The following is a 22463-nucleotide window of genomic DNA, read 5'->3' as shown; positions in this document are numbered from 1 at the left end:
TTCGATTCCTACTGGGACCAGAAAAACGCCGCATGAGGCATCTAAGGAAAAAATTTGTCCTGCACCCAGCGATATTGATGCATAGTTTAATATATCGACATCAGGATTATTCAGATAATTATCCGCGAAAACAGACAAACAGGCCAGTGTTTTCGAAATCGATAAAACTTAATTGAGCACATTCATTGTTTCTTAGTAAGAGGCTAAATCGATCACCGGTTTTTTATAAACGAAAGCTCCGCTATTCGTAAAACTTTGTTTCTCCGGAAAGGACCTCCGCCCACCGGATCGGTTTCGTTTTGACGAACGCTTTTCTTTCACTCGGGATATGCGGTTTCAATTCCTGTATGACTACGGCGTATTCAGATTCACCTGCCAGATTTTTCCATTCTTCAGGATCGTTCTTCAAGTCGTATAGTTCCTCTTCCTCCTCGCTGTATGCGATATAATGCCAATCGTCTTTCCTGACAGAAAAGTAGCTATCCGAGTGCATAGAAATAATGGGATGGTTCCATGCTTCGCTGTTCGGGTTTTCCAATAAGGGAATAAGACTTCGTCCCGTAACACCTTTTTTGGCTGGAAGATTACAGAGTTCCGTTAGTGTGGGAAAAATATCGACCAACGAAACATTTTGGTAGGAGTTGGAGCCCTTTTGCTTTTTGCCTGATTCACCCAGCAATCGATCAGGAACTTTAACCATCAAGACGCTTTTAATCAGGTTCTCCCATAGCGCAAACTTTTGCCAATGTTCCTTTTCACCTAACTGCCATCCGTGGTCGGAGAATACGATGACAATGGTATTATCCGCGTAGTCGCTGGTCGCCAAAGCATCCAGCACTCGACCCGTCAAATCATCGGCGTAGTTTACGGAAGCCAGGTAACCCTGAACCGCTTCCTTCCACTGTCCCGCCTCGAGTACGTTTTGGTGGTCATTTCTTGCGCCGGCGAGTTTCCTACCGGTTACAGGAACGTCATCCAGATCACCGGCGAGCGTTTTTGGCAATTGGATATCCTCGATGGGAAACTTGTCGAAATACTCCTGGGGCACGTAAAGCGGAAGGTGTGGTCGATAAATTCCACAACCGAGAAAAAAGGGCTTATCATGCTTCCTGTTCAACTGATCAATCACCCACTTCGCTGAAGCATAATCGCCTGTTTCTTCTGTTTCATAAGGAAGCGGTGCCCAATCAAACGCAATGTAAGAACCTTTCCAATAGGGCATGTTGAATCGAATACCCTTATGATCATCTTCCAGAATCTCATTGTCTTGCTTGCGGAATATTTTCCTGCCCGTTACAGGATCGATATCCGGCAGGAAATAGTAGGGAAAGTGCTGTATCAACGAGGGGTAGTACTCGTTCCAGGATCGAGGATCGGGCATGTTGTTGTGAAACAGTTTTCCAGCCCCACCCGCCCAATAACCGGCTTGCTTGAAATATTCGGGCAGCGTCGTTTCATCGGGCAAGATGTGTCTCCAGATCTGGGGATTGGTATACAGACCTGTCAGTTAGTAAAAAGAAATGTGAGTTTTTCATACAAAAAAGAGCTAATTATGAGAATTATGGGTTCGGATCGGAGACATCTGCTTTCATACATAATTGCAGATTTTCAAATCCCTAAAGCCTTTCCGGCCAAACAAACTTGGGAGCATTGGACGGGTCATAATCGGACATGTGACCGGTTAAGCGAGTAGTCGGTTTGGTATAAACCAGCTGAGTTGCTCCAAAGACTTCTTCACAGATGGACGCAAGGCCGGGATCATAATCCTGGAGCTCCTTTCGGGTATCCACATGGTTGTGGTCATGATCCGGCTGACGGTTGTTATTAAACCAGGATTGCACACCTTCAGCAAAATATTCCGCGTGATTTACCGACGCATACTTTCCCTCCCACAATCCGGCCTCGATGGCCTTTTCATAACAAGCCTGAAGCCGGGCGTCGAAAGTCGGATCCAATCGATCCATACCGCGATAGTGAATGTTGTGAGCGAATTCATGAATCAAAATATTCTCGCTGAAATAAGGGTCACCCTCAAAAGCCAAAAGGTTTTCCTCCGCACAGGAACAAACCGGATCTTCACGAGAACCACCGAGCCCTCGAGCCCGGACATCCCAGAAATCCTTCGGCTCCAGTTTCGAGTGTTCCGGAATATCAGTCGTGTATTCATCGTGCGCCATGACAATCATACGCGAGCCACTCTTTACCATGGTTTCTTTGATGTCGGCGCGATTGGCGAGCATCAGGTTTATTAAGTAAGCAGCCTCCTTGAGCGCATAGTCATCTACCTTCCCTGAGCTCACTACCGGATAACCATTGGCGTCGATAAATTTCTCATAAAATGCCGGTAAACCCAATTCACTGGGCGGCTCGGTAACCAGCCATTCATTGCCGGGCAAGGAAGTAAGCGAAGGGACGAGTAACAAGAGGAAGATAAATCTTGGCAGATGCATGATTACTACTCGGGGATCAATACACGTGCGCTTCGATCATCGACGATGACATGACCCAGTGGTTTGCCAGACACATCGAAAATACGCCATACTTCTCCCGGCCGCGTTTGTTGTCGTAAGCTTTTGCCAGCCTCAACTTTGCCAAAGGGTTTGGGTGATTCTTTGGAATCCATCCGAAACAAACTCACTTCGGATTCGCGTTCATTGAAAAACACCACATCGAATGTTCCGCCATCGGGCTTGGATAAGGGAACGTCACCCCCGGCCGGATGCCACGCAAGCACTGGCAGGGAAGTTGCATTTTGCGGAACCAGGGCCGCAAACCTTTTGGGTGACCGAGAGCGTAGCTCTGAGAGTTTCGAGGCGTAAGCCGGGTTCTCCGCCAAGTTGGTCCACTCATGCGGATCGGCAGTGGTGTTATAAAGTTCTTCATCTCCGTTAGCGTAATGAATGTAACGCCAGCCCTCCGCGCTTAGGCCAAACGTTTCGGGTGTTGCATCGTAGGTTACGGAGACATGGGGCCAAGCGGCTTGGGGATTGCGAAGAAGCGGGACTAAACTAGGGCCGTCATTGTCAGGTTTCCCAGCGAAACCACAGAGCTCAACCAGAGTGGGAAACAAGCTGAGCAGGTTAACTGGCCGCGAACATACACTGCCAGCCGACGTGCCTTGAGGCAGACCAAACACTCCAGGTGGAACCTTTACAATAAACGGAATACGGGTCACCGCCCGCCACATGGTGTACTTTTGCCAGTGCTGTTTTTCGCCCAAGTGCCAGCCATGATCACTCCACAGAACAACGATAGTATTATCCCTATTGGGGCTTTTATCCAAAGCATCCAAAACTCGACCGAGCATCGCATCGGCATAGGCAATCGAAGCCAAGTACGCCTGTAGTCCCTGTCGCCACTGACCTTGCTCTTGTATGTGAGCAAAGTAACGATTTGGTCCCCTCTGTTGACCAGACAAGGGCAGGTCATCCAGATCGTCTTCCTTGTAGCCCGGAGGAAGCTGCACGTCCTCGAGCGGAAACAGATCAAAGTATTTTTTGGGCACGAACCACGGCTCGTGCGGACGATAAATGCCACAGGCCAGAAAGAAGGGTTCATCATGTTCTTCCATGAGTTTGGAACTCACGTAGTCGGCCACTTTTGCATCACCACCAAACTCGTCGTCCGAAACATCGAAGGCATGCCAGTCGGTTTCCATATACTGCCAAGGTCCTCCTCGGGGCAAGGACTTGGGACGTTCACCCCAAGGCATGTGTTCTGGAAAGGGATTTTCCGTTTCCTTAGCCGGGTAGTATTCGTCCCAGGAATCGGCATCGATGAAGTAATGCAGCATCTTTCCCGAACCGCCCGACCAGTAACCGTGCCTTGAAAAATATTTGGGCATTATCTCCGCTTCGGGCAGGACTTCACGCATTTTCTGACGATTGGAATACATACCGGAAACATGTGGGGAAATTCCGGTGAAAATTGCCGTCCGCGATGGGTTGCATGCGGGTGCCGGACAATGAGCGTTGTTAAAAAGAACTCCGGATTCGGCCAACCGTGTAAGGTTAGGGGTAATCGCTTGGGGATGTCCTCCTAGCGGCTCAATCCAGTCGTTGAGATCGTCGAGCGCGATGAAGAGAATGTTCGGCCTGTCCGCAGCTGCAGTAGCAGAGGCAAGGCTCAGAAGAAAAAGCGAGATAAGGCGAAAAAGATTCATGAGATGATGTCGGATTTTATTTCAGGACTCCCTTCGTTGGCCACTCAGCTTTCAATTGTCTGGCTAAGCTCCCAATCAAATTCCGATTTTGAGCATTGTTCGCGATATTAACATTTTCGCCAGGATCCATTTCCTGGTCGTAGAGTTCAATTGCCGCAAGGTCACCGGAAACTCCGGCTACATCATCCCAGTAACGCCATTCCACATAGTGGTATCGCTCAGTCACCATGGAATAACCCATATACCGTTTCTCATCGGGACTGACCCGAGGGTTGCGATGAAACTGGCTGAAGGCAGCGGGCTTCCAATTCATATCAGGATCAGTCAGGAGCGGCTTCAGGCTTGTGCCTTCCATCTCATCTGGAATCGTTATTCCAGCCAGGTCACAGAGGGTTGGGTACAAATCAACCAGTTCAACCAAACGCTCACAACTTTCTCCAGCTGCGCTCATACCTGCGACACGAATCAGCAGAGGAACATGTACATCTATGTCATAGTTCGTTTGCTTACACCAGCTACCATGTTCCCCGAGTTTCCATCCATGGTCTCCCCACACCACAACAATGGTGTCATCGGCAAGGCCCAGCTCGTCGAGTCCGTTCATAAGTTTTTCAAAGCAGGCATCGACATAACTGACTGAAGCATAATACCCGTGTTTCAAGCGCCGTGCGGTATCCTCATCCAACTGCCCAACGGCCGGGTGAGGAGTATCCTCCAAATCATAGCACCCTTTCAACTCGTAAGCTGAGTTCATGGCCATCACCGGCGAGTTGTGTGGCAAAAAAGGATTGTCGGCCATCGAGAGTTTATCCTGATCGTAAAGATCCCAATACTTTGTGGGAGCGACAAAAGGCAGATGAGGTCGATAGTATCCGAGGGCCAGGAAAAAAGGTTCTTCTCTCTCCTTCAAGCGTTTGAGGGTTTCAATAGCCAACTCCGTTTGAGCACCATCGTAAAAGGCATTATCCGGCGCATCCGAATTTTCAGTGGATCGACCATAGGCCCAACCGTCCGCGTAGGCATTCGGATTTTTCGCCAAACGGCGTTCACGCACCTCCGCAAGCTCTTGGTTAAGTTCCTCGTCGTAGTAAAAGGACTCGGCATCCCGATCGATCATTTCCGGCGTCATGTATTCCAACGGCTTCAGATCCGGTTCATCAAAGGATTCCAGGTCCGGCATATGATTATGGAAAATCTTCCCCATCGAAACGGTGTGGTAGCCGTGCTTTTTGAAATGCTGAGGAATAGTCACCACGTCGGGCATATTGATGCGAAACTTCCCGCGCAAATCCCAGACGTGATTCGTGTCAGGCCGAAGACCTGTCATCACACTTGCACGCGATGGTGCGCACACCGCAGCCTGACAATAGGCGCGCTTGAAGGTAACCGCCTGCTCGGAGAACGCATCGAAACCGGGCGTCTTAATCTCAGAATTCCCATAACAACCCAGCTCCGGCCGAAGATCATCCACAATAACGAAGAGAACATTTGGATTCGACGCACTCACCACAGGTGGAGAATTCGTTGCATGCGACCAGGTTGTGCTTTTAATGAATAGGAGAAAGCCTGACAACAGAAACAAATAAAATCTGTTTTTCTGAAATATCGTCTGCGTAATTTTATCCTCTCCTTATGTAGATTAAGTGGGCGAATAAAGACAGTCCCAACATCCATATAAAGCCTTGTTTTTGCACACAATGGCAAACCTTTAATTGACGTATCTTATTTCTTTCGAAAACGTTGAGAAGGAGGCAAGATTTCGGTAACAAAAATAATCTGATTCCGTTGGCCCATAGATTGATTTTCCATCCATGATCGAATCCCTACCAGTCCCTGACAACCAGCAAGGATGCTCTGTTATGTTGCGATACATCGGATTGATTCTCGCTTTAACCTGCGGCCAATCGCAAGCTGCGCAGGCCGACAACACGTCAGGCAACCGACACACGGATAAGCCCAACATTGTCATCATTCTGGCTGACGACCTCGGCTATGCTGATGTGGGCTACAACGGTGGCGTAGCAGCCACACCCAATATCGACCGACTGGCCAGCGAAGGTGTAAAGCTGCAACGCTTTTACGTCTGTCCCCTCTGTTCGCCGACCCGGGCCGGCTTGATGACCGGTCGTTGGCCCATTCGATACGGCATGGCCGAATCCGTCATCACGCCCTGGCGAAAATGGGGCCTACCCACTACCGAACTGACTCTCGCCGACATGCTCGCAAGCGCCGGCTACGAAAGGCGTGGCGCGTTCGGTAAATGGCACCTTGGTCATTTTCAAAAACAACTACTTCCGCTCAATCGCGGCTTCACTCACTTCACCGGTTGTTACAACGGCTCCTTCGATTATTTCACTCACAAACGTGAGAATCAACTCGATTGGCACCGCAACTGGGAAACCAACCACGACGAAGGTTACGTAACCGACCTGATCGGCCGCGAGGCGGTTCGCTTCATCGAAGAAAGTCCAACCGACAAACCGTTTTTCTGTTATGTGCCATTCACTGTGCCTCACTTGCCCTTACAGGCCAAAGAACAGGATATCGCCAAGTATAAACACATAGATAATGAACGGCAGCGTGTTTACTCAGCCATGCTCGAATCGATGGACCAGGTGACCGGCCAAATACTCAAGGCTATCGATGACAAGGGTATTACCGACAACACCGTGGTATTGTTCATGAGTGATAACGGCGGTGTGAGTTTCGCAAACAATGGACCCTATCGCGGCAGCAAAAGCTCAACCTACGAAGGTGGCATTCGCGTGCCGGCGGTGATTCGTTGGCCGAACGGCATCCAAGGTGGAGGCCGGACGATGGATGCATTAATGGGTTATATCGATGTGTATCCGACGCTCAAAGCTATTGCTGGCGTCACCTCGGTCGATCCCAATCCACTGGACGGCATCGACCTCATCCCCATCATCCGTGGAGAGAAGTCGGCCCCGAAACGGAAATGGTTCACCTACGTCGCTCAAGGAACTCCGAGCAACAAGTTTGCCTTGACCGAAGGGCCATGGAAACTGGTCCTCGTTAACGGTCTGCCAGATCAAGCCAACCTGAAAACACCTGACGGACCACTCACCATCGAACTCTTCCATCTCGATCGCGACCCGACCGAAAAGACCAACCTCATAGCGAGTGAGCCTGAGCGAACAGCCGCCATGCTCAAGGACCTTCAGGAACACTATCGTCTCAAGATCCCGGGCATCCCGGACTACCTCGAAGGGGCCGATGGCTTCGTGGCTCCTAAAGATTGGGTTATTACGAATTAGTGGCTGAATACGCAGGCAGGAGCTTTAGGAAGAACCAAATCGGCAGCAAGCTACCTCCTACAGTTGAGGTTTCGGTACGCCTGCTGTAGGAGGTAGCTTGCTGCCGATTGAAAGTTGAAACAAAGACACCCAAATAGATGGAATTTACCAAGATGTGAGGATAGTAAAAAGCCCAGGTTTCGAATTAAACGGATATAATAGTTGATATTGCACACAATGGTAAATTATAGTTTCAACAGCATTTTGTAGCAACAGACTGTGCATACAACTGGGCAAACCCATTCGATTTTATCATTCACGTGAATATTTCCCAATACATCGAAAATGACCTGACCGAAAAGATCAGAAACGGAAGTCCGTTACCTACCAGACTGACACTTAGCGCGCTGGCGACTGAGTATGAGGTCAGCTTAACTCCGATTCGAGTGGCTCTCGAAAACCTGATTGAATCGAAATTTATTCTCAAAGGTCAGAATGGTCGATTAAGCATCAATCCCAAACGGCGCGCAAAAAAGATTACCAAAAAACCAAGCACCGGTCAGGCCATCCACTTGCGTAATTGGGATGAGCTGATCACAGAAGATGTAATCCACCTCAGCGTTCAAGGGGAACCCGTCTATCTCAGGGAGGAGCCAGCTGCTCAACGCTACGGCGTGGGGCGAACTGTTATTCGACAGGTGTTCAACCGCCTGGCCGGAGCTGGACTCATCGATCGCGTTCCAAGACGGGGGTGGCGCGTACATCCATTCCGCGAACAAGACATGCTCGACTATATCGATGTTCGCGAAACGCTGGAACTGAAGGCACTTGAACTTGCGCGAAAACGACTGGATCCCTTACGCCTAAAGGAGTTTTTGGCAGTAAATTCACCCGATACGAAAGGAAAACATCAACTGGACAATGGTCTACACGCCTATTGGATCGAACAGTCCGAGAACCGCTATATTCAGTCCTTTTTTGCGCAATTCGGCATGTATTACTCTTACCTTTTTTCTTACTCGACAGTAGCCACTTCGGTAATCGAGGAGAAAGCAGCGGAACATCGAAAAATTCTCAGAGCGCTGCTCAAGAAAGACTGGGATGCCGCATCCAACGCTCTTCAAGAACACATTCGAAGCCAGCGTCCGAATGTAACTCACCTGTTCGAACGTATTTCAAAAAGGACGAAACAAGGATAATTTATAGAGCCCTACTTTCCAAACACAGAGCGGCAGAGCAGGATGCTCTTGCCCTGCCAACCAACCAAATAGGTAGGGCCGCTGCGTCCACGCAGTGCCGTTTCAGCTCCTTAAACTTAAAAACATTCCTATTTCCAATCGAGACCCTCGGGGAGCGTATTCAGATTCTCGCAACCTTCCTCGCGAACCACAACCATGTCTTCCAAGCGTATGGCCCCGATCGCTTTGCAATATAATCCCGGTTCGATTGTTAGCGCGTCGCCGACCAGAAGCTCAGGTCCCTTAAAATCCAGCAACGGTGGTTCGTGCACCTCCAAGCCAATGCCATGGCCGGTTCCGCAGGTCATCGCACAATAGGTGTCTGGATCATCCTCCGCTGGCAGTCCTGAACTATATCCATGAGCAGCCAAGGTGCCTAATGTGACCTGATGGACACTTTGACCGGTCACACCCGCCTTGGTCGCTGCGATGGCATTTCTCTTCGCCTCTGCCACTGCTGCATGCATAAGTAACACTTCATCCGGTACGTCCCCATGGACTACAGTTCTGGTACAATCACCGCAGTATCTTGTGGATAGGTTGCTCGGAAAAATATCCACAATAACAGGCGTGCTCGTTTTTATATCGCCCCACCCCAAGTTATGGCAATCTGCGGCAGGAGGGCCTCCTGCAATAATCGCAGGTCGACCATGGTAACCCTTCTCCATCAAAAACCGATCAACCACTAACCTGAGATATTCAGAAGACAATCGTTGCCCGTTGTTAATCAACACGCCGTCAGCATCCGCATCTGCACGTGCAATCATTCGACAAACCAGTTCAACAGCTTCTTCAGTAACTCCTTGGGCTTCTCGCAGGAAGGCAACTTCTTCATCCGTCTTCTGCCTTCGATCCAACACACCTAAGTCGGGGTCGTATTCAATTTCGATACCAGCACGCCGAATCATCTCCACATACACGAGTGGTAGCATTCGATCGCCACGAACGACAGTTACGCCGTTTCGGCGAAGGCATTCAGCTGCGGCTTGCGCGGTGGCTGTTTGCCTATCGCCCGATAGCCCTTCGACAGGAGTAAAGTCTGCCGGGCAATGAACATCGTTTACTCGTGCCCTCGCTTTCGCACGCTCCATTTCGATATCTCGTAGAATAAGAATACGCTTTGCATCCTCCTCCAACTCAATAAGCACGACTGGATCGTGAACGGAAAATTGAATGCGTCGAAATAGCGACGCATGCTCTTCGGGTGGGCCCGCCATAATCATGGCTGTTTTATTTTTTTGAGGCATTGCTTAAGGCAAAAATATTTAATTTTTGATAGCAAACTCCGAAGGTAGTTCTTCTCCTTCGTGAAACCAAATCCTACCTTTGACTTTTACCGTTTCACCGACCTTACAGGGATTTAGAATGGGATCGAAATGCAGGCAGGGACAGTTATCATTACCCCAAGTCCTACGGAGTTGATCCCATTGAGTCAGGATCCATCTATTTTTATTTTCAGACTGAACAGCGGCTACCGTGTCGGTGAGAACCTTGTTATCCTTGGTTTGGAGATCAAATTCAGTCGCTCCTTTCAGCATGATGCAGACCTGACCGTTAATAAACTCCATATCCACGTCCGAACCGTTGTGAACGGTGAGTTCCATTTCAACTGAATCTCGCAACGGAGTTACCACTACTCCAATGTCCATACCGTTGGGAAGTTCCCAACTATTTTCGAAAGCTCCGGCTTCCGTCATCGACCAATCCGAATTGGAAATGGTCACTTGATCCCTGTCCCAGATTGTTGGCACATGGGTATGACCCAGGAATGTCACTCCCAACTGGCAAAACAAGGCCTCCGGAACATCAAGGATCACGTACTGGGATTTATCCCAAGGCAGAAAGATACTCAGTTTAGTACCACGCATGGGATCAATCATCCCTTCCAGAAAACCGATTCTTGGATGACGACCTCCGGGGTAAGGGAGAATAGTCAGGACATCCTCAGATGGCTGGATAACTTTATCATAGCCTTTGGACATTCCCTTTATTTCCTCCACGGAATAACCGGTTACCTGAGCAACTTCTTCCCAACTGAACCCGTGGAACCGCCGCATGTTATCCACCCAGTATTCGAGGTCCTCACGCGTCGCCTCTTGTTCCGAGGTCAGGAGGTTGATTTCTTTTTTTCCAGAAAAGTGATAGCCGATCAAAGGATCATCTGGAGGCACATAATCGGTTGGTAAATACCTAGCGAGATCTCCCAGTGAAATGACCTTCAAGTTCTGCTCTTTCAAATACTGCATAAACTCCTTAAAATTTTCCTGGTCGGTGTGTACCCAAGGGTGAGCGATATCGGGAACACCATGAAACTGCAGAATAACAAATTTCCCCGCTTCCGCTGTATCGACCACCTGTTTAAAATATTCCAAGTCCCAATCGGGGTAGGCATCGGCTGTGGTTGGCACAAGCAAGGGATGATGTTTTGCAGGATCGTATAACGGACCTATTTGTCGTTTCCCGTATTCAATTTCAGGCTGCATACCGCGACGTGCAAATTGATAGCCACCATCTAGGAGTATTTTAAACGCTTCCGGGCCAAACTTGTTTCCAGGATATGCGAAGGTCACAGGATCGGGCAGCCCTTGTTTTTGAAGCATAAAATTGATGAGGCCCAACTCACCGGCAAGCCTATGGGCGTTATCCGGATTCCCCATATCACGATGGGTCCAGGTGTGGTTCCCAATCTCGAAACCCATTTCGTGGATTTCTTTTATCTCCTCCCAGGACATGAAGTTCTCACTATCATCCATCCATTTGTAGGACACAAAGAAAGTAGCTCCAAAACCAAGCTCTTTGAGATAAGGTGCAACGAAGGTTCGGTGCGATTTCACAGCGTCATCAAATGTGAGCACAACCACCTTTTTATCGCTAGCCCCGAAGAGCAACCCAGGCCAGATAAACAAAAGGAAGTAAGGAAAAAATAAACGTTTCATTGAGAAGAATCGGATTCGTATCAATCCTCAGTCCTGGCAGCAAGTCATTCCCATAAAGATCTGGAAATACTCTATTCCTTAAGCCCAACGCAAACTACCTCTACCGATTATCGGCAACGTATAACATATACGCGGGACGTTTGGCACGGTCATGCACCTTTGCCGGTACAGGAGTAACTTTAAAACCTGCTTTATTTAAAAGAATCTCGAACTTGGGATCAGGACCCGCTGACCAAAACACCGCGCGACCATTTGGTTTCAAAGCATCCTTAATGAAACGAACGCCCATATAAGAAAAAAGTGAGCTGTTCTTTTTAGTGACCATAGCAATGGGGCCATTATCGACGTCCAATAATATCACATCGTAGATATTCTCTTTGGTTTTCTTGATGATCTTTGTAACATCACCGTGACGGATGACAACACGCGGATCATCTACCACTCCGCCATTCAGTTTACCAAGGAACTCACGGTTCCAATCGACAAGGTCAGGTATGAGCTCTGCCACCGTTACTTCGGCATCCGGTCCTGCGTCAGCCAAAACGCTTTTCAATGTAAGGCCGAGGCCCAAGCCCCCGATCAGAATTCGCGTTGGTTCGCCTTTTGGCAGTCGGACAACGCCAACCGTTCCCAACTGCTTTTCCGAGGTGGACGCTTTGGAATGCATCAAATCCTGCCCATTGAAACTGATGGCAAAATCGCCATCGTGCTCCAAAAGACTCATTACGGATCCATCCTTGGTCGTTGTCTCAGCTAATTTGATACGTGGTTTCATCAGAAATTAAACGTCTACAATTTCATGGCGTTTTGCGATCAAAGAATTTTCCACCTACCCGCGTCTACGATTACGGCGATTGCTTGGACGAGCAGGGGCTGGAGCCGCTGAAGTCCCCCCAGGCCGGTAACCACCTGACTTACTGCCACTCGACTGACTTGAATTGGGGTTCTTTCTCCCCTGTTGGTTACCACCAGGTTTTCGGCTCGAACGTTGGGAAGATTTGGGACCTGGGTTTTTGCGCGGTCCACGGGCTTGACGGTTGGCTTCTTTGCGAACCGCCGCAGCTTTCTGAACTTCGCTCGCGCTCGGTCCTCTTTCTGGCCAATTTTCAGGACCATATCCCGTCACATCCGTTAATTCAATTTGCTGACCGATCAATTTCTCAATGGCTTGGAAATACGGACGTTCATCGTTACAAACCAGGGAGATGGCTTCGCCTTCCAATCCGGCACGACCTGTGCGGCCGATTCGATGGACATAATCCTCCGCCAGATTGGGCAGTTCAAAGTTTACGACATGAGGTAATTGAATAATGTCGATTCCGCGTGCCGCAATATCGGTTGCTACGAGGACACGAATATTCTTCTTCTTAAACCCCTCAAGCGCACGAGTCCTTGAAGTCTGCGTTTTATCTCCGTGAATGGCACTTGAGTGAATTCCATCCTGGTTCAATTTCTGCGTTAAGCGATTCGCCCCATGTTTGGTCCTGGTAAATATGAGCACCTGCTCCCAAAAGCCCGTTTTGATCAAATGAGAAAGCAATTGGGTTTTGCGATGCTGATCGCAGCGGTAAGCTCGTTGGGCAATCGTCTGTGCGGCTGGCTTCTCAGGGGTGATAGCAACGGTGATGGGATTTCGGAGGAACTCGTGAGCTAAACCGCGAATATCTTTTGAAAAAGTAGCTGAGAATAGCAGTGTCTGCCGCTTTTTGGGTAACAGGTTAATCGTCCTGCGAATGTCGGGAATAAATCCCATATCGAGCATGCGATCTGCCTCATCCAGCACAAAGAACTTCACGTTATCGAGTCGGCAAACACCTTGGTTACACAGGTCGAGCAAACGACCGGGAGTCGCCACCAGAATGTCTACCCCTTTGCGAAGCTCTTTGATTTGCGGCGTGATATTTACTCCGCCAAATACAACCAAACTTCTCAATCCCAGGTATTTCCCATAAGTAACAATACTTTCTTCAACTTGAGCTGCCAGCTCCCGGGTTGGCGTCAACACCAAAGCTCGAATCGGATAACCCTCACCCCTTTTTTCCTGAGTGAGCAAATGCATCATGGGAAGGGTGAAACCGGCCGTCTTTCCGGTGCCTGTTTGCGCAGTTGCGATCACATCTTGCCCGGTTAAAACGGCTGGTATTGCCTGTTCTTGTACGGGCGATGGCGTATCGTAGCCCTTGTCGCTAACCGCGCGTAAGATATCTTTTGATAAGCCGAGTTCGGCGAAATTTTTCATAAATGGTTAAAAGGTAAAAATAAAACGTCAGGCTCTTTTGGATGAATTATTAAAAGAGCGGGATGGTGCCAGTTCAGGATCAGCTCCAAAAAGTTGGGTTTTGGTTAATGACCAGGACCACTACATCACCTTGATTCGTACCGCTTGTTCTTACACGTTTGAACGATGAGGAGACTAAGTAATCCTTAAAACAGCTGCATGGGTGGAGGCTATCGTCAGGAATTGCAAGCTATTGATACCAGCAAGCAGAGCGCTGCCAACTCGCTGATTCAGGGATTTTTCAAATAGCCGGGCGCTTCGTCCCGCTTTTCAGGTGAACCATAAATGGTTCCCAAAGGGTAATACTCTACATGGAACTGAATAGCTTCCGCCGTTAGTTCTCCGAACTCCTCTTTCACAAAGGCAAGAGAAAGGTCGATTCCTGCCGAGACTCCCGCTGAGCTCCAAAACTTTCCATCTTTTACAAAGCGCTTTTCGACGACCTCGATATTTCCCACCGCTCGCAGACGATCCAGAGAGCCCCAATGGGTCGAAGCTTTTCTACCTTTCAACAAACCGGCTTCTGCGAGCAAAAATGCGCCCGTGCATACCGACAAGACTGCGCGACATGTTTCAGCCCGTTGAGAAATGAATTGAATGAGGTTTGGGTTTTCCGCCTCCCTCCTGGTTCCCCAACCTCCAGGTATCAACAGGTAATCAAAATCCGGACAGTTCTTGAAGCTGTAATGAGGAATAATTTCCAGTCCGTGATTGCAACGAAACGGCTCACCATCTTCGTTCACAATAAACGCCTCTTCGATGAGTTTTTCACGCTTCAATCCACCGGCTAGAATCTCCCAAGGGCCCACCAGATCAAGTTCTTCAAGGTCATTAAATCCAAGGAATGCAAAGTTCATAAATTTGTTGTAGGAAATTATAAAGAACTAAGGCAACCAAGCGGCACAGAATCAACGCATTTTAATTTACAGAATCGTCTACAAAAAATAGAAACCCAACATGAAATGGAATCCCGAAAAATTAGGTGCAGCTTTATTTATCCCTTTCCTATTTAGTTTAATCAGTTGCACCCATTCGCCGGTGGATTCCGAAGCTGCTATCCGCTCCATCCTGGACAAACAAGTCGCCGAGTGGAACCGCGGAGATATTCCAGCGTTCATGGATACCTATGTAAAAACAGATGAACTTCGTTTTTCATCCGGCGACACCGTGCAACGCGGGTATGAGGCAACTCTCAATCGTTATCTTAGGCGCTATCCAAACCCGGAGGCGATGGGTCATCTGCAATTCGAAGAGCTTGAAGTTAAATTGCTATCCAAGAAATGGGCTCAGGTCCATGGTCGATATCGACTAAAACGCGGAGGTGAATACGAAGATGCAACGGGACTTTTTACCCTGCTCCTTATACACACCTCCGACGGCTGGAAGATCTTGCACGACCATACTTCGGCTGCGGAATAAATTACATTTTCTGTAATTCAGCCCGGAACCATTGGCGCGGCTTGGTTGGTGTAACATCAATAAATCATTCAACATGGCCAGTCTGAGAATTGGCTTCAAAATCGAATCAATCCGGTCACGGGAAAATTCAGGAACCGTTGGTAATACTTCTTTGACGAATTCTAATGAAAGTCGGCGGATTTCCACTTACTATTTTTCTTTCCGTAATCAACCAGGACGAATCTGCATCCGAAGGTTCACTCACCTGAACAGAATCAATAGAATTGTTTCTAATAACAGTTACACCGCTCAACTGATATACTGCGGCATCACTCCAATTCTCCAAGTCCGATGAGTATTGAAATACCAACTCAACTCCATCGCTCGATTTAAAAAACAAATACTCCGCAATAACTTCAACCAAGTTCTCATCAGAATTATTATTGAATCCTACTACAAAGGCATGAGGCTCGTTGATCGTCTCCACCTCTTCCTCCACTTCGGAGTAGTGAAAAAAGTTATGCAAGTTGCCGTCGTTTGAGGTGAAGATGGGGCCACTCAATGAATTGTCGGCAATGGAGATAACAAAGAGATTATTTCCTGAAGCCACGAGAATGAAACTTCCATCGGTACTTGGCTCCAACCCAATGGCACCGGAAGTCGATATAGTAGTCGAAGGGGGAGTTATTCCGTTGAGGGGAAAGCCTGCCGAAAGATCGTAGCGAACGACGCTGCCATCCACAGCCACAAAAATATCACCTGATCTGTCATCAACCGCTAAACCGAATGTAGACCCGCTGTTATTCGATGTGCTGAAAGCTCCGACCCATTCTCCTGTGGTTGCATGATAAGCAACCACGTTAGCCGAGTGCCGACCTGCCACATAAAAGAGTGCACCATCCGGCGACCAATCGAAACCACTTGGTCCATCCATCGTGCCGCCACTTATCCAGGGACCACTATCAATCGAAACTCCTGTTTCTCCCAGGAAGTTAAAACGGAAAATCCGATCATTCAATTGACTGGAAACGTAAAGGTATCCGTCCGGACCCACTTCCAGGTAAACCGGATTACCAAGACCCGCATCACTTTCAATAAAGTTTCCCAGAAATGCTCCTGTATCCCGATCGTAACGCTTTATCTCATGGGTCCAGCTGGCGACAATTATATCCGTGCCCCGATCAATGATCCCATGTGGATTCACCAATCCTGACTGCGCCGGAATAAACGCACCCTCTCCGATTCGCACACCCGTCACCTCATCGTATTTATAGATATCGTGACTACTGAATCGACTGCTATAAATCTGAGCATCCGCGTGGAATGCCAGAAATAGGCTAACAAGTATGTAGAGTGAGTGCTTCACAACTATTGAATCCGCCACATTGGAGGGATTAATGAAATAATCAAAACCCGCCCCGATTGGTAACGCTATCCTACATGCTTTTTACAAAACCAGAGCAACCGGGTTACTTGTAGCAAGGGATCAAATGAATACCGCTTGTGTTTCTCCCACCTGAGCGTTTCTTTCTATGATTACCTATGAATAAACGATTACCTATCCTTTTGCTCCTTGCCTCTTTCCTTTTTTCCGCGTGCTCGGATAATCAAGACTCCAACGCCTCCACTAAGCGCAAGCCGAACATCATTCTTATCATGGCGGATGACCTTGGTTATGAAACTCTCGGCACCTATGGCGGGGCTTCTTACGACACTCCGGTTCTAGACCGCCTGGCCGCAAACGGCGTACGTTTTGACAATGCTCATGCGCAACCACTTTGTACACCCACCCGCGTTTCGTTGATGACCGGTAAGTACAACTGGCGCAACTGGCACTCGTTTGGCATCCTTCGACCCGAATCGAAAACCTTCGGTCACTGGATGACAGCCGCAGGCTACAAGACCTGCATCTCTGGCAAGTGGCAGCTACATAGTTACAACCCACCCGACTTCCTTCCGGAATATCGTGGAAAGGGTCAACGCGTCGAAGACGCGGGATTCAATGAATACTTTCTGTGGCACGATGCTCACACCGAAGACAAAGGAAGCCGATATCCGGATCCAACTATTAACAGTAACGGGACCTATCTCACGAATACAGAAGGAAAATACGGACCAGATCTCTACGTCGATTACATCAACGACTTCATGGAAAGAAACAAGGACGAGCCGTTTTTCGTATACTACCCCATGGCGCTCACTCATGGGCCCTTTAACCCCACCCCCGACAGCCCGGAATGGCCTGACCAACGTCACCAGAATAATCCACGCTTCTTCCACGACATGGTCGAGTACATGGATAAAATGGTGGGCCGCATTGAGGCCAAAGTAGCCGAGCTCGGTTTAAGCGAGGATACCCTTATCATTTTCTATGGCGACAACGGTACGCCGAGGGAAGTGAGTTCAAAAATGAAAGATGGTAGCATCGTTCCCGGAGGCAAAGGCGAAAATAATCTGCGTGGTACTCATGTCCCACTGATTGTTTCCTGGCCTGGATCTGCCGCAAGAGGACACGTAGTGGATGACCTTGTAGATTGCAACGACCTCACTCGAACCCTCTTTGATGTTGGCAGCATTCCTTTACCCGAAGGAGAGATCTTCGACGGCGAATCCATCCTTCCTCAGATCCAAGGCAAAAAAGGCGAACACCGCGACTGGCTCTTTATTCACCACGACCCGCTTCCAGGTCAAGGCAAGGAAGGCCGCGAGCTGGCGAGCTGGGCCTTTGACAAGCGGTGGAAGCTTTCAAAACAAACAGGCAAGCTTTACGATCTTGTCGCCGATCCAGAAGAAACGACGCCAATCGATGTTTCCAAAGCAGGTTCCGAAGCGAAAGCCGCCAAGGTGAAACTGCAAAAAGTTATCGATAGCATGGGGATGGATTACCAGCCTTGGGTTTGGCCGAAGAGTTAGTTAGCAGCACAAGAGAACCGTCTACCACAGCATAGATATGAGCTCCACTAAATGGAGTATTTAACAAAATCTTTGCTCTTTAAAAGGTAGGGTGGTTTTGCCAAAACCGCCGAATCTAAGACGGCTCGCTCGGCGATCGAGCCCTACCCGAAACAGACTAAAGGCATGTTCTATCTTAAGTCTTTCCAACTATTAATCCTCGAGAGCACTGGCCTACCATCACTCTTCCGCAGTCACACGTTTGAAAAACTCAAGCGCCCGTGATGAGTATTTTTCAAATTCAGCTTTAACCTCTTCTTTGTCTCTTCCGCCGTGTGCCGTCCGCGGCCACCCGGCCTCAACTTCAAAACCGGCGTCGATTAAACTGAGAGCAAAGGCTTTTGAAATTTCAAATCGTTCATCCAACGAACCACACATAACCAGAAACGGTATTTTCGAGGCAGCCGGCTTCGGAGGATTTCCGGCCACGTTGGCCACGCGAAGAGAAAACATGTTTTTGAAACTTTCAGGAGCCAAAGAAGCATTTCCGGTATGGGAAAGGAATACTTTCGGGTCCTTCACTTCACCATAGGTATGAATAAGTAATCTGCCGTCGGGAGTTGTCCAGGTGCCAGCAGAGAAAGAAGCGACTGCCTCGACAAGGTCAGGCTCAGCAAATGCAAAGCGATGAGAAAACTGTCCTCCGCGTGAATACCCTGTCAGCAAGATTTTGGAGCGCAACAAATAGTCCTCACGCAAGTGCTTCAGAACCTTTTTCAAAAACAGATCTTCGCCCAAAACAGGAAACCGACTCGCCTCAAAATCGGAATTAGAAAAACTGGGAGAAACAACGATGGCATCAAGGCCCAGTCGATCCGCTTTTTCCCGAATAGCGATGGAGAGGAAATGATTGCGACCGTTACCTCCACCGCCATGAACTGAAACCAGGGGCCAGTAGGTTTTGCGCGGATCGAATGTTCGTGGCAAGCGCACGAAGTATTCCCGCTCTACTCCACCCAACTTGAATGTCCGTCGTATTGGGTTATCCGTGTTGGTCTTCGCTAACATCTCAATCATCAAATCCGGCATATCCAGATTTACCATATCCGCGGCCGAATCGATAATTGCCTGGTAATTTTTCTCCGCTCCGTCTTCAAGGGCATGCGCAATTAACTTCAAATTATTTTGTTGAGCAAAATCGACAAACTCAGGCGTCAGGTTTTCAAGCCGGTATTCTATAATCTGCGGATTGTAGGCAAGAACCCGCTTTAAGCCATCCACGTCCACCGCATTCATCTTAAGAGGAATGTCTGGATCAAGTTTCCTCAGCTCAAGAGCCTGTTGATCATTGGAGAACCAGAAAAAACAGTCTCGCTCAAACCCGGTTTCGCGAACCAGTTCAACCAGCTTTGCCAAGTCGGCATCCTTAACATCGAAGTAGATTTTAATCTTTCCTTTAAACGCTTCCAGGAACGGTTCCAGTCGCGGAACTTTTTCACCTTTGAACTCCGTACTAAACCAACTACCCGCATCGAGAGAATCAATATAAGAAGAGCTACGAGCACTCACTTCACCAGTTCCATTGGTCGTACGATCGAGCGTTTTATCATGAATAATATACATCACCCCATCCGAACTTGTGCGAACATCCACTTCCACATAGTCGACACCAAGCTGGACACATTTCTGGGCTGCCGCATAGGTATTTTCCGGCGCGAGGTGGTTGGCTCCTCGATGGGCAACAATCTCAAGATCGCGAGCCAGCGTCGACCAGGAACCTGCAAAGGCCCAAAGAGAATAAAGAACAAGTAGCGGGGGCATTAATCGAAATTTCTTCTGCATAGTTTGTTAGTCTATCGACACTATTTCAAAACCTACAAGATCTTCCCAAATTTTTGTCCACTCCGCGAATAACGATTTATCACCTGTTTCCATGAGCTGACCGCAAATGCACCGTTCTTTATTCACCCACGAATCAATATAGACCAGCCCATCCGGAAGCATGCAGCCCTTTTCAGCGAAACGTTCATATACAGAGTCGATACATCCCGCTTTAAACCGTTCGACTACCATAAATTTTTTCAAATTCGTTCTTCTTCTATCTTTCTCGAAATCTTGATTCTCAAATCGGGGATATCATTGATTACCGTATCCCGTACCAACGGATAATCTAGGCCAAAGTAATGATGAATAAGTTTATCTCTCATCCTGCGATAGGTTTCCAATCAATTTCCTTGTGTTGCGCCTTAAGTCCAGAGGGTAATTTCTTCGAGGCTTCGCCTATAATTTCAATACTACGGGTGAACGCTCTTTTGCTTTTTTCGTCACGCGAAAAGGACTGTTGATCGAGTGAGGCGGACTCTGAAATTAGAAATTCTACTTCCTCCAAAATATGAAGCAACAAATCAAGAGGCGAGTGGGACATAGACAACTTCTTCTAACACCTTTCCTCCGAAATATGGACTGAGACCTTCTTCAGTAACGAGGTCATATCGTTCTCCAAACGTATCATCCAGAAGGTCACAAAGTTGATTAAAATTTTGATATCTGTGGCATTCTGGAGTAAACTTTACCAAAATATCGATGTCGCTGTTTTTATTATCTTCTCCCTTAGCGACTGAACCAAATATCCCGATTTTTAACACGCCAATCTCGTGAAGCGTCTGTTCCTTGAGCTCCAAAGCTTTGATTGCAGAAACCATACGAGAATTCATAAATGTAACTGTTAGGAAAATCGAAAAGACCGCAACAAATTATATGATACGCTCAAACCTAGCGGTACCGGAAATAGCGAAAGGTGCATTTTTCAAAATCTGGGGCCCATGTTAACATCACTTTTCCTCGGCTTCGCTTCGATATCGATTTGAAGATGAAAGCGTATAATTACGAGCAGGCGCGTTAAAGGTCCGTTCTCCAACAACAGCCAAAGCGTCGGCCATAAGAAGTTTGGCCTTTCGGTCATCTGGCCTGAGGCGAATGACATGCTGCACCAATTGGGCAGCTCCGAGTGAATCATCGTTTTCCATCGCAGCTATTGCTTTAGACATAAGAGCATCCACTCCTCCAACTAGATCGGCCATACGTTGCGATTGTTTGAGAGGTGATTCACGATGCAGGCTCAATGCATCTCCATCAAACCAACCGAGGTCCTGGGCATAAATGTCCCGTATGGTGCCTTCAACACTGCCGTAATAGTCACCAAGGTAGTCGAGATTGGAGTACTTTTCCGGAATCGCGGCGTATTCAACCAACTCGTCGGGCGTCATGTAATTAGAAGCACCCTCAATGGTCTTGTCATAAACATACTGAATCGCATCACGGTAATTGGTGAGCACTTCAACCGCATCGTTCAAGATGGGGGGTGTATGTCCACCAACCACATGGAGCGGGTTTTCTTTTACCATACTATGAATACTTGCGATCCAGTCCCGCGTGGAGCGTCTCGCCGAGCCGCGCAAGGGATAAACATTTGGCCACGATTGATAAAAGTTATCACCCGCAAACAAGGTACGCTGTTCGGGATACCAGACATAGAGTTGATCATCCGTCTCACCTGGGGCTTTTACCAGTTGGAGTTTTATGCCCGCGATTTCCAAATCAACACGTTCTTCAGAAAAGGTATGAGTAGGCAAAACCTGGGCTCTTCCACCGCTAACACCACTACTCCGTTGACCACCTTGAGCGCTTGGTTGTGGTTCCGCTCTTTGACCTCCACCGAAGCTGCTACCACGCAACAGTGCATAGGGAGGAATAGCGATACCAACGCTGATTTGCTGCTCAGCTTGGAGGTCAAATCCTTGGGAGTTTGAGCGACGGATACCTCCAGAAAAGCCCACTTCCTCTTCTCTATCCTGCTCCGAACCAAGATTATCACGCGCCCAAACCTGCATACTGCTCCCCTCTTCATAAAAAGCAGGTGCTCCACCGGTGTGGTCAAAGTGACCATGCGTATAGATCATCGCCACTACCGGCTTGTCGGTAATCTTCTCGAATTCCACACGCACTTTGCGTGCCAGCGGAACTTGCTGACCTGGATCGATAATAATAACACCCGTTTCCCCAACGATCATTGAGTTGGTCGATGCTGAATAACCGATGGCTGTATAAACATTCTCTGCAACCTGAATGATACGCGGGCCGAGTTCCTTGTTCCGCTCAAGTAACCGTTTGGTTGCCGCACTTTCGGCGGCGAAAGACGCAGCAAAAGAAAATAGCAGGATAAGCAGGGAAATTGAAGGAAGTCGTTTTTTGAAGATCATGATCCGATTAATAATCAAACCGCTTTAGCCAAAGCAACGTCCGATT

The 22463-nt window shown here is 48.3% G+C and carries 18 protein-coding genes and 1 pseudogene; 4 read left to right on the top strand and 15 right to left on the bottom strand.

Going from position 1 to position 22463, the window contains the following annotated elements; translation table 11 throughout:
- Positions 1 to 241 precede the first annotated feature (241 nt).
- The 4 genes from O3C43_13560 to O3C43_13545 form a co-directional block, all read right to left on the bottom strand.
- Entirely contained in the window at positions 242 to 1498 is a 1257-nt protein-coding gene (locus tag O3C43_13560) for a sulfatase (GenBank protein ID MDA1067519.1), read from the bottom strand.
- 118 nt (positions 1499 to 1616) lie between these two features.
- Complete coding sequence (locus O3C43_13555) at positions 1617 to 2450, bottom strand: hypothetical protein (protein ID MDA1067518.1); 834 nt, start codon at positions 2448 to 2450, stop codon at positions 1617 to 1619.
- A gap of 5 nt (positions 2451 to 2455) precedes the next feature.
- Positions 2456 to 4162 carry a sulfatase gene (locus O3C43_13550; protein MDA1067517.1) on the bottom strand — a complete coding sequence of 569 codons (1707 nt, stop codon included), beginning with the start codon at positions 4160 to 4162 and terminating at the stop codon, positions 2456 to 2458.
- Between the two features lie 16 nt (positions 4163 to 4178).
- Entirely contained in the window at positions 4179 to 5669 is a 1491-nt protein-coding gene (locus O3C43_13545; protein ID MDA1067516.1) for a sulfatase, read from the bottom strand.
- Positions 5670 to 5973: 304 nt separating this feature from the next.
- Here O3C43_13545 and O3C43_13540 point away from each other — a divergent pair, with 304 nt between their 5' ends.
- Both O3C43_13540 and O3C43_13535 read left to right on the top strand, forming a co-directional pair.
- A complete protein-coding gene (locus tag O3C43_13540; protein ID MDA1067515.1) occupies positions 5974 to 7437 on the top strand; it encodes an arylsulfatase in 1464 nt (487 codons plus the stop codon).
- 299 nt (positions 7438 to 7736) lie between these two features.
- Entirely contained in the window at positions 7737 to 8615 is an 879-nt protein-coding gene (locus O3C43_13535; protein MDA1067514.1) for a GntR family transcriptional regulator, read from the top strand.
- A 128-nt stretch (positions 8616 to 8743) separates the two neighbouring features.
- Here O3C43_13535 and O3C43_13530 read toward each other — a convergent pair whose 3' ends face one another.
- From O3C43_13530 to O3C43_13510, 5 genes are all read right to left on the bottom strand, one after another.
- Positions 8744 to 9901 carry a M24 family metallopeptidase gene (locus tag O3C43_13530; protein ID MDA1067513.1) on the bottom strand — a complete coding sequence of 386 codons (1158 nt, stop codon included), beginning with the start codon at positions 9899 to 9901 and terminating at the stop codon, positions 8744 to 8746.
- Between the two features lie 18 nt (positions 9902 to 9919).
- Complete coding sequence (locus O3C43_13525; GenBank protein ID MDA1067512.1) at positions 9920 to 11590, bottom strand: polysaccharide deacetylase family protein; 1671 nt, start codon at positions 11588 to 11590, stop codon at positions 9920 to 9922.
- Between the two features lie 100 nt (positions 11591 to 11690).
- A complete protein-coding gene (locus O3C43_13520; protein MDA1067511.1) occupies positions 11691 to 12365 on the bottom strand; it encodes a spermine synthase in 675 nt (224 codons plus the stop codon).
- 54 nt (positions 12366 to 12419) lie between these two features.
- Positions 12420 to 13829: a DEAD/DEAH box helicase gene (locus O3C43_13515; GenBank protein MDA1067510.1), complete on the bottom strand. Its 1410-nt coding sequence runs from the start codon at positions 13827 to 13829 to the stop codon at positions 12420 to 12422.
- A 269-nt stretch (positions 13830 to 14098) separates the two neighbouring features.
- Entirely contained in the window at positions 14099 to 14725 is a 627-nt protein-coding gene (locus O3C43_13510; GenBank protein MDA1067509.1) for a DJ-1/PfpI family protein, read from the bottom strand.
- A 100-nt stretch (positions 14726 to 14825) separates the two neighbouring features.
- On the opposite strand from O3C43_13510, the gene O3C43_13505 reads away from it, so the two are divergent.
- Entirely contained in the window at positions 14826 to 15287 is a 462-nt protein-coding gene (locus O3C43_13505; GenBank protein ID MDA1067508.1) for a DUF4440 domain-containing protein, read from the top strand.
- A 127-nt stretch (positions 15288 to 15414) separates the two neighbouring features.
- On the opposite strand, the gene O3C43_13500 is transcribed toward O3C43_13505, so the two are convergent.
- Complete coding sequence (locus O3C43_13500) at positions 15415 to 16632, bottom strand: beta-propeller fold lactonase family protein (protein ID MDA1067507.1); 1218 nt, start codon at positions 16630 to 16632, stop codon at positions 15415 to 15417.
- A 176-nt stretch (positions 16633 to 16808) separates the two neighbouring features.
- Between O3C43_13500 and O3C43_13495 the strand changes: the two genes are divergently transcribed.
- Complete coding sequence (locus tag O3C43_13495) at positions 16809 to 18179, top strand: sulfatase-like hydrolase/transferase (protein MDA1067506.1); 1371 nt, start codon at positions 16809 to 16811, stop codon at positions 18177 to 18179.
- Between the two features lie 219 nt (positions 18180 to 18398).
- Here the strand turns inward: O3C43_13495 and O3C43_13490 are convergent, their stop codons facing one another.
- The 5 genes and pseudogenes from O3C43_13490 to O3C43_13470 all read right to left on the bottom strand — a co-directional run bounded on the left by O3C43_13490 (position 18399) and on the right by O3C43_13470 (position 22417).
- Entirely contained in the window at positions 18399 to 19979 is a 1581-nt protein-coding gene (locus tag O3C43_13490; protein MDA1067505.1) for a glycerophosphodiester phosphodiesterase family protein, read from the bottom strand.
- Positions 19980 to 20006: 27 nt separating this feature from the next.
- Positions 20007 to 20243 carry a DUF3303 family protein gene (locus O3C43_13485; GenBank protein MDA1067504.1) on the bottom strand — a complete coding sequence of 79 codons (237 nt, stop codon included), beginning with the start codon at positions 20241 to 20243 and terminating at the stop codon, positions 20007 to 20009.
- Positions 20240 to 20583, bottom strand: a pseudogene (locus O3C43_13480) (DUF86 domain-containing protein). Before O3C43_13480 ends, O3C43_13485 begins: the two are co-directional and overlap by 4 nt.
- Positions 20564 to 20872, bottom strand: coding sequence for a nucleotidyltransferase domain-containing protein (locus O3C43_13475; protein MDA1067503.1), 309 nt, complete (start codon positions 20870 to 20872; stop codon positions 20564 to 20566). Before O3C43_13475 ends, O3C43_13480 begins: the two are co-directional and overlap by 20 nt.
- 117 nt (positions 20873 to 20989) lie before the next feature.
- Positions 20990 to 22417: an alkyl/aryl-sulfatase gene (locus tag O3C43_13470; protein MDA1067502.1), complete on the bottom strand. Its 1428-nt coding sequence runs from the start codon at positions 22415 to 22417 to the stop codon at positions 20990 to 20992.
- Positions 22418 to 22463: the final 46 nt, after the last annotated feature.

The organism is Verrucomicrobiota bacterium (assembly GCA_027622555.1).
Taxonomy (GTDB): domain Bacteria; phylum Verrucomicrobiota; class Verrucomicrobiia; order Opitutales; family UBA2995; genus UBA2995.
This window is presented reverse-complemented; position numbering and strand designations above follow the sequence as displayed.